Here is a 17,638-nt window from a genome sequence, read left to right on the forward strand (position 1 = left end):
AAACATCTAGGATTAAAAGTTATTTTTCTTTTTTGAGAACCAGCGATGAAAGTGCCGGGCTTTTGATTATCCGTTCCATTTCGCTGTGGATTATTTCCTGAATCTCAATTTTGATCTGCAGATAATTTTTCTGGATGATAACATTATCAATTGTCCTTATGATCGGAATTTCCTTGTAATTATCTGTTTCTTTTTTTATTTTTTCATGGTCGTTGATGATCTCGCAGTGAAAGGTTTTAAGCTCAATTCTGCAGTCCGGATTATCGGCTGTCATGCCAACAAATTCACCAGAACTCAGCGAAGAAATCTTAGAAGGCGGCACTGCGGATTCCAGCTGTCGGGAACGGCTGATGGAGGTGTCGCTGCTGTTTATTGAAAGGCTTTCTCTATCCTGCATTATCTTTCCGAAACGTTCTGAGAGCTGTTTTGCCGTATCTCCGCTGACCTGCCCGGAGACAATATTTCCAACTATATTAATGATCACATCAGCCTGCTCGCGGCCGTAGTCCTTACGGAGCTGGCTGAAGTCTTGAATCCCCAGACAGGTACTCACTTTGTTGCTTCTTGCCGTTGCAATCAGACTGTCAATATTATTGAGATAGATAGTGGGGAATTCATCAAAAACAAGGCTACTTTTAAGTTTTCCCTTTTGGTTTACCTGTTTTATAAGGCGGCTGACAAAAAGGGAAAGCACCGCTCCGTAAGTCTGTATTTTCTGCGGATTATTTCCCATTGAAACAATTTTCGGATCAGATGGATTATTAATGTCAAGGGTGAAATCACTGCCCGATAGCACGTAGTAAAGCTGCGGGGAGGAGAGTTTTGCCAGTGAGATTTTAGCAGAAGCGATCTGGCCCTCCAGCTGGTCGACTGCCTCTTGAAGGAACGCACTGACAAAGGGATTGATAAGCACTTCGATCTCTTTTTCTGTTCTCAGAATCGTGAAAAGGCTTTCATAATCGGTCTGTATCATTTCAATGACATGTGGCAGGGTGCAGAACTCGCCATCGTTGTATTTTCGAAGGTACCAGATGACGGCTGTCAGGAAATTTATAGGGGATTCCACAAAGAAATCGCCCTGTTTTTTAATCCACTCCCGATTGAGTCCCATAAGGATTGTGCGGGCAGATTCCGCAGCATCGGTAATGTCTGTCATTGCCGCAGGATCAAGAGGATTACAACGGTGGGTTCTGGAGAGGTCGTCAAAATTTATGATGTAAAATTTTGGCTCCACGGCATAAAGATGACGGAATTTCAGCCAGGCATTATAGGCGATAACAGTGAGGTCGTCGAACTTGAAATCATAAATGAACATAGAAAAGCCCTTGGCAATATGCTGGGTGATTATATGGCGGATTACAAAGTATGATTTTCCCGAACCCGGCGTGCCTGGAACCAGAATGCCTCGGAAGGGATTTATAATGTTAATCCAGCTGCTGCGCACTTTGTCTTTGAGGTGATAACGGGCAGGAAGGTTAACGGAATATTCGTTTTCAATAAGCCTTTCCTCCTGAGGGAAAGTTTCGTTTTCCTTATTAAAAATATCTGCTGAACTAAGCTTTCTGCGGATAATGCGGGAGAGCAGGGTGCCCCCGGAAAGCGTCATCAGATAGCCCAAAGAACACAGTGAGATATATAGTACGGAGCAGACCTCAGGATCCAAAAAGATTAGAACAGCCAGATAGGATCCAAAGTAAAGCAGGAGACCCAATGAGATATAATTAAAAGCAGTTCTAAAATGAAGCTTTTCATCTTTTCTTCCTCTGGCACCCATAAGGGAAATAACCAAGAGTCCAAGTGCAAAAAGTTTAGATTTATGAAAGCTGTCCAGAAGCCCCGTACGATAAATATTCTCCAGTATCCTGCAGGCAAAATCCGGAGCAAGATTCCAATGCCTGAAGGAATCGAAGCAGTAATAATAAAAATGGATGAGCAGCAGTGCGATGCTCATCAGTCTAGTCATATCTAAAATTTTTCTAAGCGCCTGTTCATTTTCTCCCGTCTGCATACTGTTGATTTTTATGTGTTAATTATTATCGGACTGTCCTTTTCTTTTTCTTTTTTTTCGCTTGTTTTTAAGCTCTCTGGGAACGTAATCTGACGGCGTTCCTGCGTAAAGCACTTCATCAATTATCCGCTGCACTTCTCCTGCGGAAATTAAAGAGCCGTGCTTCTGAGCGGTACCATCAGGAACTGTATACTGCTTCTCATAATGGGAGGAATGGCCCAGACGCTCCAGGAGCCCTTTGGCTGCATATTCAGGTCCGAGACTGCTTCCGTTGAAAACGCATTTAGTGTTATGATCTATGTAGGTCATGCCGTATATCAGCCCCTGTTCATTTTTTCTGACAACTGCCGTAATGCCCTGGTTCGCCAGCCGCGTTTCAAGCTGCGAAAGTGTTAGGGATGGGTATTTCAAAAGCAACAGATCCACCGCATTTCGGGTTCTTTTCATGTTTATCATGCGAGAAGTTTTGGAGGCGGCAAAATTAATTTCAAGCCGGGAAAGGGTAGGCTTGGAATAAAAACTGCTGGCTTTTATAGGAACCCCGACAGTCTTTTTATTCCCATCCAGAATCTGATAGATCAGGCCTTTATTCTGAAACATTTTTGAATTTTCCTTTCCCCTTTCCGCCTTGACGTTATACAGGTTCAATACTGCGTTCAGCTCACCCAGCGTTGTGTATTTGTAGTGCGGAATAACTGCATTGAGTACACTGCCGATGGCTCTCTTGGAATCTATTGCTCCATATTTTATTTTTTCCGCATCAATGGCATTAAGTAGCGCCGGACTCTGTTTTTTTCTCGAGTCCGCCCGAACCAGATTAAAAAGAATCTCCAATTCTTTGCGGGCAGTTTCGGACTGGTTTCTTCCAATATTGTGCATGTTAATTCTGGATCCGTCTGCCCTCACATTTATGGCTGCGATATGAAGGTGTGGATGTCCCGCATCGTGGTGCTGGTAGACCAGATAAGGCTGTGCGCCGAATCCAATTTTCTCCATATAAGAAGAGGCAATCTCCATGAGTTTCTCTTTTGATAAATCCTTATCGGACCGGTCAAAATTCAGTGAGATGTGCACAGCGCCGCGCTTTACATTTTCATTGAGATGGAGCTGTTTTAGAAATACGCCGAGCTTAAAAGATTCTGACATTTTTTCAATATCGATGGGATAATTTCCCTCGCCGATACACACAGCTGCACCCTGAGAAACTTTATTCTCATTGTACATGAAGATGCCTCTAATCGAGTGCCCTGTATTTATGACTGCAACCATTTTTGGGCGAGATTTTCAATGCTTTTTTTTATTTCTTCAACCAGGGAAAAATATTTATTCCTGTCGGAAGCAAAAGATAGAATCCAGACTCTTAAATCAGAAATTTCAAAAAGGGTGTGGAGTTTTTTAACGCTCTGATTGAAATTATTTCCCATGAAATTAAGCTGTGTTCTGAGCTGGATAAGCTCCTGCAACAGCTTATCCAGCGACTCGTTTCTATATCTCATAACAATGGGTTTTCTCAGCAGATTTCTACGCACGAAATCACTGCGTTTGCGGCAGGCTGATGCCTTGAAATTCTTATCAATAAAATCAAATTCTTCTTTGGTCAGCCGGATGTGCAGCCATCTGTTTCTGCCGCTGTTTTTTTCTTCCATGATCTTTTCTTTTTCATTGTTTCAATTTCATTCAAATTAAAAGTTTCACTGCCAGCGAGTTCCGAGCAGAGGGGCAGCAAGATTTTTGGTTGTGATACAACCAGACATCTTGCTGACTGCCAAAAAAACCGCAGTCCGAAAGCTTCTAAAAGACTTTTTTCAGCTGCAGCAATCAGCTAAGAAGCAGCTGTCATCCTTATTAAAAATTAAAGGAAATCCATTTCAGAATCTGCTTTAAAAATCTAAATGCACCAATTGAACAGGTACTGCGTATTTGCCTAAGGCTAAATTAGAAAAGGCTTCCAAGCCCTGCAATCCTCCCCAAATTTTGAGTAGGGTAAATAGGGATGATACTTTATAATTTTACGGTAAGTGAAATATTAATTTAAAATGATGAAGTATGATTACAGCAAATGATGCGGCCAAGGTTTTTGATACGGTGCTCAGTATCCCTGGCATGAATGAGCCGGTGAAAATGGATTTGAAAATTTCACGAAAAAATGTGCTGCTTTTAAGCCATTTGATACAGGACGGGCTGAAGATAAGAGAAGGATCTTCGGTACTATTGGAGAGCATAAGTGAGCAGGGAAGGACAGAACTGGAGAGTCTCTCTCAAGAGTGCCTGCAAAAAGCAGGGCTTATAGAGCTGCATGAAAAACTTGCCGGAATCAGTGCCTCGATAAAAGGCTGATTTCAAAAACAATTACAATGATTTAATGCCTGCGCTATTCTTACAAAGTGCAGGCATTATTTTTTATGCCAGCTAAAATGTAAAACTGCCTGATTTTCAAAGTTTTTGGCTTGATTTTTAAAGTATTTATGCGAAATTTCGTATTTACATTTGTATAAGATAATCACCTAATAATATATGATTTAAAAATGAGATAAACTTAAAATCTTCAGATTATGAATTCACGTCGATCGATAAAAAATCTTGTAATACAGTTAGTTTCTTATTTATATGTTTTATTGTTTGTATATGCTGCAATAAGTAAACTGCTTGATTTTGAGAACTTTCATGTGCAGTTGTCACAATCTCCTCTATTAAGTGCTTTTTCATCATGGATAGCTGTGTTAGTTCCAATTGCAGAACTTCTTACTGCTATATTGTTAATTACGTCAAGATTTAGATTATGGGGACTTTATTTTTCTCTTATACTGATGGAAATGTTTACGGTTTATATATTTATTATTCTTCACTTTAGTTCTTTTATTCCTTGTTCGTGTGGTGGTGTGTTAGAAAAGATGAGCTGGAATGTGCACCTGGTTTTCAATTTAACATTTATTATTCTAGCGGTTTTAACAATTTTATTAAGTTCCAATGGCGGTGAAAGAAAGTATACTTTTAAAAGTTATCTAAAACCTATAAGACTAATCTGCTTTTGCTTAGTTTTTAGTGTAGCTAGCGTCACATTGCTTTTTCTTTCTTCAGAAAATATTATGCATTATAACAATCCATTTATCAGAAGATATCCTGTGCATGCAGCAGAATTTATTTACGAGATTGATTTGAAATTCAATTCATATTATTTTGCTGGTTCCGATGAGAAAAAAGTATATCTCGGTAATTACACCAATCCTTCACAGGTTTTATTAATTGATAATAAAAGCAAACAGATTAAAAGCGTTAGAATATCATTTACTCCAAACAAAATACCATTTAAAAATGTTATCATAGCGGTGCGTGATTCCTCGTTTTATTTATTCGACGGGAGTGTCCCAAAATACTTTCAGGGAAGTCTGAAAAATTGGAAAATTAATAATGAGTTTAATGGATTTCCTTATTTTACAAAAGTATTGCCTCTAGACGATTTTAGCGCAGTATTTCGATCTAATAATGCAAAGAATGCAGCAAACGTACTTGGAATTTACAACATTTCGGATACGACTGGCAGGATTAAATATAAAAGAGATTTATTAGAGCGACAGACAGATGGGATTTTTGATACTGATGGGATGTTATTATACAGCTCAGAGCTGAAAAAAATCGTGTATCTCTATTACTACCGGAATGAATTTATAATTGCTGATAAACTTGGAAATTTATCTTATAGAGGGCATACTATCGATACCATAAAGAATGTCAAGATAAAAACGGCATCTTTAAATAATGATACAGAGAGAACTATTTCTTCACCTGTTTATATTGTAAATGCACATTCTGCTGTTTATCAAAATCTACTTTTTGTAAATTCAAAGATAAAAGGAAAAAATGAAATCGATAAGCTTTGGGAACGTTCCTCTGTTATTGATTTGTATGATATTAAAACTAACAAATACCTCCTGAGCTTTCCAGTTTATCATACAGGAAAAAAAGGATTACGTTCTTTCACTATAACTGAAGAAAATTTATATGCTTTGATTGACAAAACTCTTGTTGTATATAAATTTAGTGATATCATTAAAAAGGAAATCTTGTTACATTAAATATTTTATCAAAACATTAAGATATACCGGCCGGTGTCAGGATTAAGATCGAAAACCTGTAGAAAAAAGTAGATCACACTATAATTTAAAAATTAAAATCATGAAAACTTTAAGTTTAAAAAATCTGCTGCCAGCAGGAGTTATCGCTCTGGCAGTCTGTGGTGCATTTGCAACCACTTCGATGCAGAGCGCTTCGAAAAAAACAACTTCTCTACAACAAGGCTATAATGCTTTGTCAAACAACAAATGTGGTAACGTGTCAGTAGATTGTGACAATATTCAGAGTGATAATTTCTGTCATATTTCTGGTGACTCTGGACCGTTGGCCTATGAGAAAACAACAAACAATAATTGTCTAACGCCTTTATATCGTTATGACAATTGAATCTATTATTAAAATGACAATGCAGTTCATAATTTGAACTGCATTGTTTTTTCTAATTTCTTATTTAGTACCCTTTTCGACCCAAAGAGCAGATTGATCATTTTTTAAGAAATAACGAAACCAATCCATAGTACGCTCGGTAACGTCTTTTTGATTTAAAGGATTTATTAATAGGTGTGTCTCATCGGGATACTGAAGCATGATACACTTTTTACCAAGTCTGCGAAGTGCAAGATAAAATTCAAAACTTTGGTGCGTATCTACCTGTGAGTCGACTTTACCTGTCCATAACAATACAGGTGTATTTACATTCTTTATGTGGGCAATAGGTGAGTTTGACCAATAGGATTCTGGTGCTTCATAAGGTGTTGCCAGCATTGTCCACTGTTCAATTCCAAATCTCCACATTTCAGGTTTTCCAGATTTACTATTTATAGTATGATAGTAGCTGTTCAGATCCGTAATTGCACCACTAGCTATTGCAGCAGAAAACAGCTGAGTTTGAGTAATAATGAAAGAAGATTCAAAACCTCCGTAAGAATGTCCCACCAGACCAATTTTAGAGGAATCAACTATTCCTGTTTCCACTACCTCGTTTACTGCCGATATGACACAGGATGATGCAGAGATCCCTGGATTTTTAGCCTCCAACAATAAATCTGGTTTCAAAACAAAGTAGTTTTCAGATGTAAAAAGAGTTGTATTAAAACCGTTTACATTTTTATAAGTTGGATTTTCAAATTTATGCAATTGATTAGACTGCCTGTCATAAATTTTTACAATCATAGGGTATTTTATTTTTGGGTCATACTGTGCAGGGTAATATAGAACAGCTTTCAAAGAATGCCCTTTGATGCTGTAGTTAATTAATTCGGATTTACCCCAAAAGAACTTTTCCTGCTTAGGATTACTTTTTAAAATTGTTATCGATTCTTTATTTTTTTCCTTCAAAACAAGTTGTGGAGATATATTAAATTTCTGCTCTCTGAAATAAAAATTCTTCTTTTCTACACCGTAATTTAATTGATCAATAAAACTGTTCTTATAAACTATAGGTTTTAATGAACCGTCAGGACTCCATCTGAAATATCCTGTTTTTCCATCCTCTCCTTCGGCCTGAAGAATCAGGTCTTTTCGGATATCAATTTCCCGGCTTGTTAGTCCGTCATAAATATAATTATCAATATTTTTACTAGCCATATCGGCAATACGGAATCTGATTTTTTCTTCTTTACCATGTGTTAATCTTCTCGCTTCATTACCAGAGGTTGAAAGCACCCAGATATCATATTTATCATAGATTACAAGTTCATTATCGTCAACAGTCCATCCGGGACTGCCGCATATTGATTCTATTCTAAGGTCATGTAACTTTGCTGTGAATTTTACTCCAAGAGAAGTGGTCAGATTGATGTGTTTTTTTTCTTCTAAATTGTAAACCCACCAATTGTTTTCGCTAAAGTAAGCAAAGCTTTTTCCTTTTGGCGAAGCAATCAAGTTTTTATGATCATAGGACTGTCTTTGTAATAAAAGACTCTTTTGAAAAGTACTGAGGTCTAAAAGATAATAGTCTCTAGGGCCGTTGAAATCAAATTGCGGTTCATACTGCTTTGGATTAGAAATTATGGCATATTTATAATTACCGCTGAGTATTACTTTTGGAAATTCATTTGAGGTAACTGCTGAAAAATAATTTGTTTTAGGAATCCACATTACTGTTTTAGGACCATTTTCAAAGTTGCCAAAGTTTTTTTCCTGTAAATAAGTCCATTTGTCATTTCCATTCCATATTTCCACATCTGATTGATGGCTTTTAGAAATAATCTCTTCTTGATTTTTAATTGAAAAAAAAACTTTTTCAGCATCATCAGAAATAAAAATTCCATTTAGATTTTCATAAATAATGTCTGTATTTTTTGGAAAGCCTACAGCAGAAGCACTGTCGAGTTTATACAATTTATCCTCTTTGGACAAATAATATATTAAAGCATTAATCTTCATATTTCGATCCTGTTGATAGAAAGCCAATGCATTGCCGTTTTTATTCCATGTGAACCCCATGAAATTCCCTTTTTTGTTTAATGCAATCAGCTTAGGTCCTTCTTGTGTTTTAAGGTTAATTTGGGAAACAAAAGATGTATTGTTATCGTTGCTGAAATATGCAAGATGATTGCCAGAAGGACTGAGACTGAAATCAGTTACGTCTTTAATTTCTCTTATTGTGCTGTTTTTAAAAGAGCGTATTACAAGTTTCTTTTTTGCTTCTTTGTCAGCAAGAAGAAAAATTAGCTGCTCTGTTTGTTGATTGTAAGAATAGCGATCAACGTCGGAAAGATTTTCTCTGAAAGCTGTTTTTAAGTCTACAATAGTAATACCTTTATCTATCTTACAGATAAATTTATTTCCGGCAAAAAAGCCGTTTCTGCCTTTAAGAAAACTATAAGATTTGTGCGAAAAATGATTACGGATAAATAAAGTGTCACCTCCTTTTTCATATTCCATTTTATAGCAAACCCATTTCTCATCAGGGGAGACTTTATCTATAATTATTTTCCCCCAACCATAATAATCTGATGAAACCAATTGCTTTTTTTGCACCACCTGTCCCCATAAGGGACAGGCCACTAATGGCAAAATAAAAAATAAAACTAAAAAAAATCTTTTCTGTATTAGTCTTTGGCTGTAATTTCCGATTGACACGTGCATATGTATAAGTGGCATAATAAAATATTTAGTATCCAGTATTTTGAGGTCTTAAGTTTGGGTTAGCGGTCAGTTCATTTTGTGGCAGCGGAAATAAAGCATCGCTGCTGTTCCAGCCAGGCTTAATTCCGTTTAGTGAAGAATTTAATTTACCTGACCGCTTAAGATCGAAAAAGCGATGTCCATATTCTGTAAAGAGTTCCCATCGACGCTCTAAATGAATTGCGTCTAAAATTTCCTGCTGTGTCACAGCAGCGACATTGTTTAGTCCTGCACGGTTTCTAATTTTGTTTAGATCTTCTTTTGCCCCAATTAAGTCGCCTTGGTAGGCTCTAGCTTCTGCCCTGATAAGATATTGTTCAGCAAGTCTTAATACTATTGCATATTCTTTAGATGTCGCAGTAAAATCTTTTTCTTTATATTTATAAGAATGAAAATAGGTTTGGCTTCCTTTTGTAACGGATTTAATCCAGTTTGTTTTTCGTAGATCAGCTGCGTTAAATGAACCTACCAGCTGACTATTCAATGACACAGATGGCGGTGGCACTGAAGTAAAAATAAAAAAAGCTCCATCTTCTGTGTTTTGTCCTGTTAATTCAGATTGTAATTGCCAAATAGTCTCGGAGGAAGAAATTAAAAATACATTTGAAATATTTTCTAATTTATACTCGCTGCTCTGATTTAAAACTGCAGATGCGCTATTTGAAGCTTCGGGATAAGCTTTTAGATAGAGATAGACTCTTGAAAGCAATGCCTGCGCAGCGCTCACACTTGGCTGTAAACGACCAGAATTGTCATCTTTACTGCTTAAAAGTACGGAAGCGTCCTGTAGATCAGTAACAACTAAACGATATACTTGGTCTACTGAAGTTTTAGAAATAATGCTGTTTTGTTTGTAATCTGTCTGTGTAGCATATGGAATATCTCCGAATATATTTGTGAGATAAAAATGAAGTAAAGCACGAATAAATAATGCTTCTCCTTCGAGTTGGTCTTTTTGCTGAACAGTTAGATTTTTACTAGACTTGGCACCCTGAATGACAAGGTTAGCGGCATAAATTTGATTGTAGGCAGCATTCCAATATCCGGTAACATATGTATTGGTAGGTAAGAGCGAGTTGCGATAAAAATTATAGCTTGCCTTTGAAGGATTGTCCACACAGGTGATCTCATCGGCATAATTTCCGAGCTGATTTGAAATTCCAAGCTGGCCACCTGTTAAGATACCTTTGTCTCTAATACTTGTATAAATATTAGTTAAGGCTGCTTCTGCGGTATTATAATCCTCAAATACACTTTCTGTGGTCAATTGTGATTTTGGCAGATCAACCTCAACAAATGACTGGCATGATGATACTAAACCAATAATTAATAAGTAAAATATCTTTGGAAGTACTTTATATGTTGTTTTCATCTTTGATAGTTTAGAATGTTAATTGAATTCCGGTATTAATTATCTTTAATGGTGGCAGATAACCGTAAGAAATAAATTCAGGATCTCCGTCCTTATATTTTGTAAAAGTCAACAGGTTTTGGCCCTGCAGCATAATTTTACATTTAAGCCCTTTTAGACTTAATGGGAGATCATAGGTGAGGGATAAATTTTTTAATCTAACAAAAGATGCGTCTGTTATAGCACCTGTACTTTGTGAGTAGAGGGAATCTGCATTTAGAGCATCGTTATTATATCCAGTGGTATATATCTGATAGGGTGAATTATCTCCCGTCTGTGTCCAGCTGTCAGTAAGCCTGTCTATCTGATTTAGCATCTGACCGGCACCGCTTACAGGATAAGATCTGTTTTTCTGTTTTGAAAACTGGAACAGGAAATCCAGAGTTAAATTTTTATAGCTGATTTGATTTTGTATACCCCCATAATATTTTGGATTTAAATCTACTACGGCTTGTCTATCATCGGGAAAAGTGACTCTGCCATCATTATTTAGATCTTCAAATTCATAAATTCCAGTCTGCGGATTGACTCCTTTAAAATTGTAAAGCAGATTAATATTTAGCGGTTGGCCTATACGATACTGCTGACTGTAGGTTGACGTTTGCAGACCAGGAAAATCTACCAACTTATTTCGGGCAAATGTCAAATTGAGATTTGTAGACCAGCTAAAGTTTTTTCCTCTAAGATTTACTGTTCGAAAGGTTAATTCAAGTCCAGTGTTTTCTACTACAGCATCTAAATTAGACTGCAATGAAGTAAAGCCAGTTGTTGCTGGGAGCGGAATACCTACTAGTTGATTTGAAGAACGGTTTTTATAAATGGCTCCTGTAACATATATTCTATCATGTAAGAAACCTAGTTCAAGAGCAAGTTCAAATTTTTTATTAGTTTCCCATCCAAAATCTTTATTAAAGAGGCGTGAGGGCTGAACTCCTGTTACTCCATTATATACTTTTCCTGAAGTTGTATAAGTGTCAAGATACATATAATCGCCAATTTGATCACTACCAGTTACTCCATAGCTCGATCTTATTTTTCCATAACTCAACCATCGATTATTTTCCAGAAAAGTTTCCTTAGAGAAAATCCACGCAATACCGGCAGCTCCAAAATTTGCAAATTGATTTCCAGGTCCAAATCTGCTTGAACCATCGCGACGGCCTGTGAGATTAACAATATATCTCTGTTTATAATTGTAATTAAATCGACCAAAGAATGCTTGATATTTATATACTGTCTCATCATCGGTATATATTCTAATGTTTTTTGCGGCAGCAATATTATAGATCAAACTATTAGAGGTAAATCCAATTCCTGATAGATTAATTCTCTCTGTTTTCTGGCTTTGAAAAGTCATTCCAGTCAAAATATCTATTTTGCCAGCTCCAAGATTTTTTGACCAGTTTATCTGCGGTTCGATAATCCATGAGCTTCGTTTGGTATTGTTTAAAAAAAGCGCTGAATCATCGCTTGTTGCTTCATAGGCAGGATCTGCCATAGTTGAAGGTATAACTCTCGTCTCTTTAGTATCCAAACTTGTACAACCAAAACTGCTCTTTACTGTAAAATCTTTCCAGATTTCATATGATATCACGGTACTTGCCAGAAGATCATTAGTCTTTGACTCGTATTTGCTATCAAGATTTCTAAGGGGATTATCCCATGTAGAGTTCTCCCAGTTTAGCTGCCCATCTGCAGTGTATAGCGCAGGCGCATTTGGTGCCAAATATCTAGCTTCATTAGTAAAGTCAAAAGAAGGCTGGTTGTTGTCCTGGACATTATATGATCCTGAAAAATGTATCTTAAATTTATTGTCGTCTGAATGATGATTGAGGTTAATATGGCCACCGCCTCTTTTGTATAAGAAATCACCCGGAAAAACGGTTGTTTCCCTGTGAAAATTTCCGCTTATAAGGAATTGCGTATTTTCAGAACCTCCGTTAACTGTTCCTTGAAAATCCGATGTTTGGGATGTGCGCCCAAGAAGTTCTTTTTGCCAGTCGGTGTACCGGTTCTGATCCCAAGTCCCGTTAACATCATAATCATAAGGACCATACTCAGTTAGTCCGTCATTTATGAATGCCTGTTTTCTCATTTTAAGGTATTGCTCTGTATTCATCAGTTTTGGAAGTTTTGTAACTGTTCCAAAACCAGTAGATGTCTGCAAATTGAAGGATGTTTTTCCTGTTTTTCCTGTTTTGGTTGTGATCAGCACAACACCGTTAGCTCCTCTAGAACCGTATATTGATGTCGCATCAGCATCTTTGAGGACTTCAATACTTTCAATATTATCTGGATTAATATTGTTAAGTGGATTAACACCGGAAGGAAAAGCGGTAGCCGTGAGACTTGAACTAATGACATCTGACGAATAGGGAACGCCATCTACTATGTACAGCGGTGAATTTCCATCGGTCCGAATACTGTTCTGTCCCCTGATTTTGATATCAAAACTGCCCCCGGGAATACCTGTTCGTTGAATAATATTTACACCAGCCATACGTCCCTGCATCGTGGCGAGTACATTTGTAACAGGCTGATTTTCGATATCCTTAGAGGTAATTCGGGCAATACTCCCCGTACGGTCACTTTCTTTTACGGAATAATAACCAGCATTTACCCGAACCTCCTGCAGGGTGGTAGTATCGTATTCCAGCTTAATGTCAATTTTAGCTCTCTCATTTACTGGAATAAATTTAGTTTTGAATCCAATAAAAGATACTATCAAAGTATCTATAGGGGAAGCTAGCAGAGAATAGTGGCCATTGTAATCTGTGATTACGGTTGTATTCTTTCTGCTTTTAAGCGTGATCGTGACTCCTGGAAGAGGAGAAGAACCATCACTTATAATACCCTGGACCTCATGTTGCTGGTAGGATAGCATTTTATAATTTCGAAAATTTCTGGAATAAACGGTGGAAAAAGACAACAGAATGCCAGCAAAAAACAGGCAATAAAGTGCTCTTCCATCCTTAGAAAATGAAAAATAATTCATAATATTGGGATTGGTTAGTTAAATGGATATTTGATTAGCTACGGCCCTCTATGCTAGTTTAGTCGCTGCGGTAGAGGGCCATTTTTTTGCATCAAGTAAACGACTTAATGGTCATAATTACCAGTTTTTACTTCACGTGTAAATAGATTAAAGGTTCGACGTTAAATGCGAGACTTTAAATAATAAGGGAAAGATTTGCTATGAATTTTATCTGATTGCTGTAATAAAAAAGGCATGGAACTCAGCTTATCGAACAGAGGTACTGGCGGCACCAACCACAATAAGTGAGCCCACGCCAATGACGTGAGCATCTTACTTATCCTCTCGTGGTTTAAAAAACGCCAGTTTTCTGTTCGAGATTCAAAGCGAATGCTTCAAATATTTTTAATTGAAGAGTCGCAAAATTAATAAAATCCTATTTAAAATTTCTTTAAATAATTTTTTAGAATTCAAATATATGAAAAAAATCACAAAATTGTCAAATTTGACAATTTTTTTTGTTCTAATTGTCTCAATTTCACTCTATGAAGGAGATTAGAAAAAAATATTATATAGCGTTTGGTCAGAATTTACAAAGGGTAATGGATGATAATAAAAAGGATGTCATGACTGTTGCTTCTGTTGGAAAAATTGAACTTAAGCAGGTTTACAGAGTTCTAAACGGCGAACACGGAGCATCCTTAGGAACAATAATATCAATAGCAAAGGGGCTTGATATTGAACCTAAAGAATTGTTCAATTTTAAGTTTGACTTAGAAAAGGAATAAATAAAAGATGCTTCGACATCTTTTTTAACTCAGTAAAAATTTAGAATAGGTATTAAAATGATTATATTGGAAAATTGGAAAATAAAAGTGATTATAGTATTTCCTTAATTGCAAATTCTACACAGCCAAATATTGTTAAATATAAAATCACTCACGAATTCGCAACTATGCTAGTTAAAATTGAATATATTAATGTCAAATTGTATTAATGTTTCAGAGATGACATTTAATTCACGAGAAGAATTGTCTACGATGATTAACTTAGTAGAATACATCGTGTCTATGCCTACAGAAAATTTATTGAAGAAATTAAAATAAAAAATCCAACTTGATAAGCTGGATTTTTACATAGTTTGTTATTTCCCGTATGGAAGATAAAATTCAGTATATTTCCATAATAAGAAAGAGGTAATACTAAAATATAAAATATGTTTTATTTGAATATTAAAAACTACATATCTATTAAGCGTTGAGATTTTGAAGAAAAAAATATTAAAAAATAAATAAACTAGAACCTGTGCTATTGCGAAAGTGGAAATAACCGACATTGCATTTAGAATATTGCTCATGATTTCATTTAATTAATTGTTATTTAGGCTTGTCCTTATTTGTAGAAAATTGTTTTAAATATCTAATCAAATCTTTGTTATTTGCTATTTCTAATGTGTCTCTTGCTTTTAGAAATTCGTCGACAACTTTTCTATCATGATAATTGTTTTGATAATCAATCACTTTAGAAATTATCCCATCAGTGGATAAATCTAAATCGAAACCTTCCCATTTTACTTTGAAACCACCTCCACATGTACCAACAAAAATCACACCAAGTAAAAGAATTAATCTTCCATTTTTCGACAAAAATTGTGTTTTCCCCTTTGAATTAACGTTTATTTTAATCTCAATATCAGAAATGTCAAAATCTAAATCGTAGTGCTCAATAAAGTCTCTTGTAAACTTTAATAAATCGCTACCGAAGAACATTAAATCGGGAGCGGGAACATTTGTTTCCCTCTGGACATTTATAATTAAGTTAGTTTCGTCATCTAGCTTATAAAAATCTCCAATAGATCTTTCAATAATATTAGCATGTTTTGTAACATCTGTTATTGCTTGATGAGATTGTAAAGCACGATAAAGTAATAAATCTGTTGATTTTTTATCTATTGTCTTTATCCACCTCACTGATTTTCTTTTTCTATAAGGACAATCGGTTCTATTGACCATCAGATCTGTAACTTCCATTAAATTAGAATCTGTAACTTCCCCAATTGAAATGTACGTTGAATTTTCGGAAGGAACAATTACTAAATCACCCTTATTTACTTCGTATATAAATTTTGTGAGTTGACTAGCTATTAAACCGGGCGCTCGATCGGGAAGAATAGTATCGATGTGAGCTTTTAATTTAACTTTAAAATCTTCTAGGTTTTTAGCAGTTTTCTTTAAATCGAATATTTTCGAATACAATATTTCATCATACCCTAAAGCTACATAATTAAAATTTGTAAAGCTTTCAAAATATTCACCTCCTTCTGTCCTTATTAACCAATACTTTTTCTTGTCAGGTATAGATTCAATTGATTCAAAAAACTGATTTAATTCGGTTTTAAAGTCGTTCATGGAAAAGTTGTTAGTTCACAAACATAAGGATTTTCCATATAAAATCACAATTTTTTCATTCTCTACAATTGAAATAACTGATTATTTTACTATTTAAATATGTTTTCTCTTGTTTCCCGCTAATTGTCTTATCTGCCAACGAACTTGTCTCTGCTTTAGGAACTTTCTCGGTAGCAGATGTACGATTTAAAGCATCCAATTCTTCTTGAAGTAGTTTTTCTACAAAAACTTTCTTTAAAGATTAATTATTAAGTCTTTCTTGAATATGTTGTGTTGGTTTCACAATTAGAAGATTTTTTATTATATATAAAAAGAACTTTTAATTACTATTGGTAAATTTTGATTTCAAAACTGGGAAAGATTTTTCTAATTCGATTTTATTATTAAAGAAACGTTCTACTTTATGAAGATTTTTTAGTTCTTTATTAACTAAGGTTTGTATCTCTTGCCGAAATAATCGAATGTTTTCTAAATGATTAGTACCTAATTCATTATATTTTTGGTTCATCTGATCAATATCCCAATCATAATTAATATTGTTCGTAATGTTGTTTAGAAGAAAAACGTTCAATTCTGTTAGTTTAGATGATGTTGAAATGTCCAACCAAAATGAAGAGTCGATTGTTGTTGCTAGTGAAATTATAAATTGATCATAATATTCTTTATCAAAAAATATTGTTGGTATTACACTATTATCAAGTTGAGTTTGAAAGCTAAGTTTTCCTGCTAGATCTTGTACTTTCTCAAATGCATTAAATCTTTTCTCCAAGATTTTCTTGTAATAATCTTTTTTATAATTAGAATTATGCAGTATCCAATTAACAAAAGAAGTCAATGCGGCCGAAAGAACTGAACTTGATATTATTGCTGCTATAATTTGTGTTGTCGTCATTAAACTGTGATTATTTTAAAAAATAAATATAGATATAATAGATCATATTTAAGCTATTAAGTCCTTATAACTTAACCTTTCATCAGAATTAATAAATGTAAGGTTAAAATGCTCGCCAGTACTTAACGTACGTTAAATCTATATGCAAATTCATCGCAACAGCGATGTATACCTATGACGACACCCGCCGATTACCAGAACGGTACTGGTAAGTTTACAGCTTACTATGTAAAGTTCAGTCCTATTATCCTTATTTTTAGATTCTATAAAAAAAAACAGAATGTTTTATCCCGCCCCGATTGAAGCGGAAATCCTTTTCTACCAAGGTTCGGCATAAAAGATTACAGCGCAAAGCGGGAGAGGCTGCCTGCTGAAAAAGCCTCATGATCCTGCTTCAAAAAATCAATGCTATCGTTCCTTTACAAAGTATAAACTAGCATTCATTATAAAAAATAGCTTAAAAAAATGGGGCTTAAAAACCCCATTCTCTTCTTTTAAAAGTAAGTAAGACTGCCGAAAATTATTTCTTAGACTCCTCAATAGAAACTTTTCTAAACTCTTTTAAAAGTTTCTCAATTTCTAATGATGATTTTCTGGCTCTAGCACCGGCAGCTTTAACTCCTTTTTCCGCTAAAGCTTCAGATTCTGTTTTAAATGTTTCGATTTCAGCGTTGATTTTTGCAACTAGGTCTTTCATTATACAATTTTTTTAAATTAATCGGGCAAAAGTAAAATTTTGCCT

The 17,638-nt window shown here is 35.4% G+C and carries 13 protein-coding genes; 4 read left to right on the forward strand and 9 right to left on the reverse strand.

Annotation, left to right across the window (positions count from 1 at the left end):
* Positions 1-19: 19 nt before the first annotated feature.
* From mobC to JC605_RS20040, 3 genes are read right to left on the reverse strand one after another with little or no spacing between them, the layout of a single operon-like run.
* Positions 20-2,008 (reverse strand): conjugal transfer protein MobC, encoded by a 1,989-nt coding sequence (gene mobC, locus JC605_RS20030; RefSeq protein WP_198857876.1) that lies wholly within the window; start codon positions 2,006-2,008, stop codon positions 20-22.
* A gap of 18 nt (positions 2,009-2,026) precedes the next feature.
* Positions 2,027-3,277, reverse strand: a complete 1,251-nt coding sequence (locus JC605_RS20035) for a relaxase/mobilization nuclease domain-containing protein (protein ID WP_198857877.1) — start codon at positions 3,275-3,277, stop codon at positions 2,027-2,029.
* Entirely contained in the window at positions 3,262-3,654 is a 393-nt protein-coding gene (locus tag JC605_RS20040; protein ID WP_198857878.1) for a plasmid mobilization relaxosome protein MobC, read from the reverse strand. The genes JC605_RS20035 and JC605_RS20040 overlap by 16 nt, the downstream gene beginning before the upstream one ends.
* A 400-nt stretch (positions 3,655-4,054) precedes the next feature.
* Here JC605_RS20040 and JC605_RS20045 point away from each other — a divergent pair, with 400 nt between their 5' ends.
* The 3 genes from JC605_RS20045 (at position 4,055) to JC605_RS20055 (ending at position 6,466) form a co-directional block, all read left to right on the forward strand.
* Positions 4,055-4,345 carry a hypothetical protein gene (locus JC605_RS20045; RefSeq protein WP_099719111.1) on the forward strand — a complete coding sequence of 97 codons (291 nt, stop codon included), beginning with the start codon at positions 4,055-4,057 and terminating at the stop codon, positions 4,343-4,345.
* 215 nt (positions 4,346-4,560) lie between these two features.
* Positions 4,561-6,081, forward strand: coding sequence for a MauE/DoxX family redox-associated membrane protein (locus JC605_RS20050; RefSeq protein ID WP_198857879.1), 1,521 nt, complete (start codon positions 4,561-4,563; stop codon positions 6,079-6,081).
* Positions 6,082-6,181: 100 nt separating this feature from the next.
* The gene (locus tag JC605_RS20055; RefSeq protein WP_198857880.1) at positions 6,182-6,466 is read left to right on the forward strand and encodes a DUF6520 family protein; all 285 of its coding nucleotides are present in this window, start codon (positions 6,182-6,184) and stop codon (positions 6,464-6,466) included.
* 60 nt (positions 6,467-6,526) lie between these two features.
* Here JC605_RS20055 and JC605_RS20060 read toward each other — a convergent pair whose 3' ends face one another.
* The 3 genes from JC605_RS20060 to JC605_RS20070 are packed head-to-tail and all read right to left on the reverse strand — an operon-like array spanning position 6,527 to position 13,506.
* Complete coding sequence (locus tag JC605_RS20060; RefSeq protein WP_198857881.1) at positions 6,527-9,187, reverse strand: S9 family peptidase; 2,661 nt, start codon at positions 9,185-9,187, stop codon at positions 6,527-6,529.
* A 10-nt stretch (positions 9,188-9,197) separates the two neighbouring features.
* A complete protein-coding gene (locus JC605_RS20065; RefSeq protein WP_198857882.1) occupies positions 9,198-10,583 on the reverse strand; it encodes a RagB/SusD family nutrient uptake outer membrane protein in 1,386 nt (461 codons plus the stop codon).
* Between the two features lie 10 nt (positions 10,584-10,593).
* Entirely contained in the window at positions 10,594-13,506 is a 2,913-nt protein-coding gene (locus JC605_RS20070; RefSeq protein ID WP_370569074.1) for a SusC/RagA family TonB-linked outer membrane protein, read from the reverse strand.
* Positions 13,507-14,141: 635 nt separating this feature from the next.
* Between JC605_RS20070 and JC605_RS20075 the strand changes: the two genes are divergently transcribed.
* On the forward strand, positions 14,142-14,384 hold the full coding sequence (locus JC605_RS20075; RefSeq protein ID WP_198857884.1) for a helix-turn-helix domain-containing protein: 243 nt from the start codon (positions 14,142-14,144) through the stop codon (positions 14,382-14,384).
* A gap of 588 nt (positions 14,385-14,972) precedes the next feature.
* Here the strand turns inward: JC605_RS20075 and JC605_RS20080 are convergent.
* The 3 genes from JC605_RS20080 to JC605_RS20090 form a co-directional block, all read right to left on the reverse strand.
* A complete protein-coding gene (locus tag JC605_RS20080; protein ID WP_198857885.1) occupies positions 14,973-16,004 on the reverse strand; it encodes a hypothetical protein in 1,032 nt (343 codons plus the stop codon).
* Positions 16,005-16,323: 319 nt separating this feature from the next.
* On the reverse strand, positions 16,324-16,896 hold the full coding sequence (locus JC605_RS20085) for a hypothetical protein (protein WP_198857886.1): 573 nt from the start codon (positions 16,894-16,896) through the stop codon (positions 16,324-16,326).
* 520 nt (positions 16,897-17,416) lie between these two features.
* Positions 17,417-17,593, reverse strand: a complete 177-nt coding sequence (locus tag JC605_RS20090; RefSeq protein ID WP_035628595.1) for a histone H1 — start codon at positions 17,591-17,593, stop codon at positions 17,417-17,419.
* Between the last annotated feature and the right edge of the window lie 45 nt (positions 17,594-17,638).

Origin of the sequence: Flavobacterium sp. IB48 (assembly GCF_016405855.1) — a bacterium.
Classification (GTDB): domain Bacteria; phylum Bacteroidota; class Bacteroidia; order Flavobacteriales; family Flavobacteriaceae; genus Flavobacterium; species Flavobacterium ginsengisoli.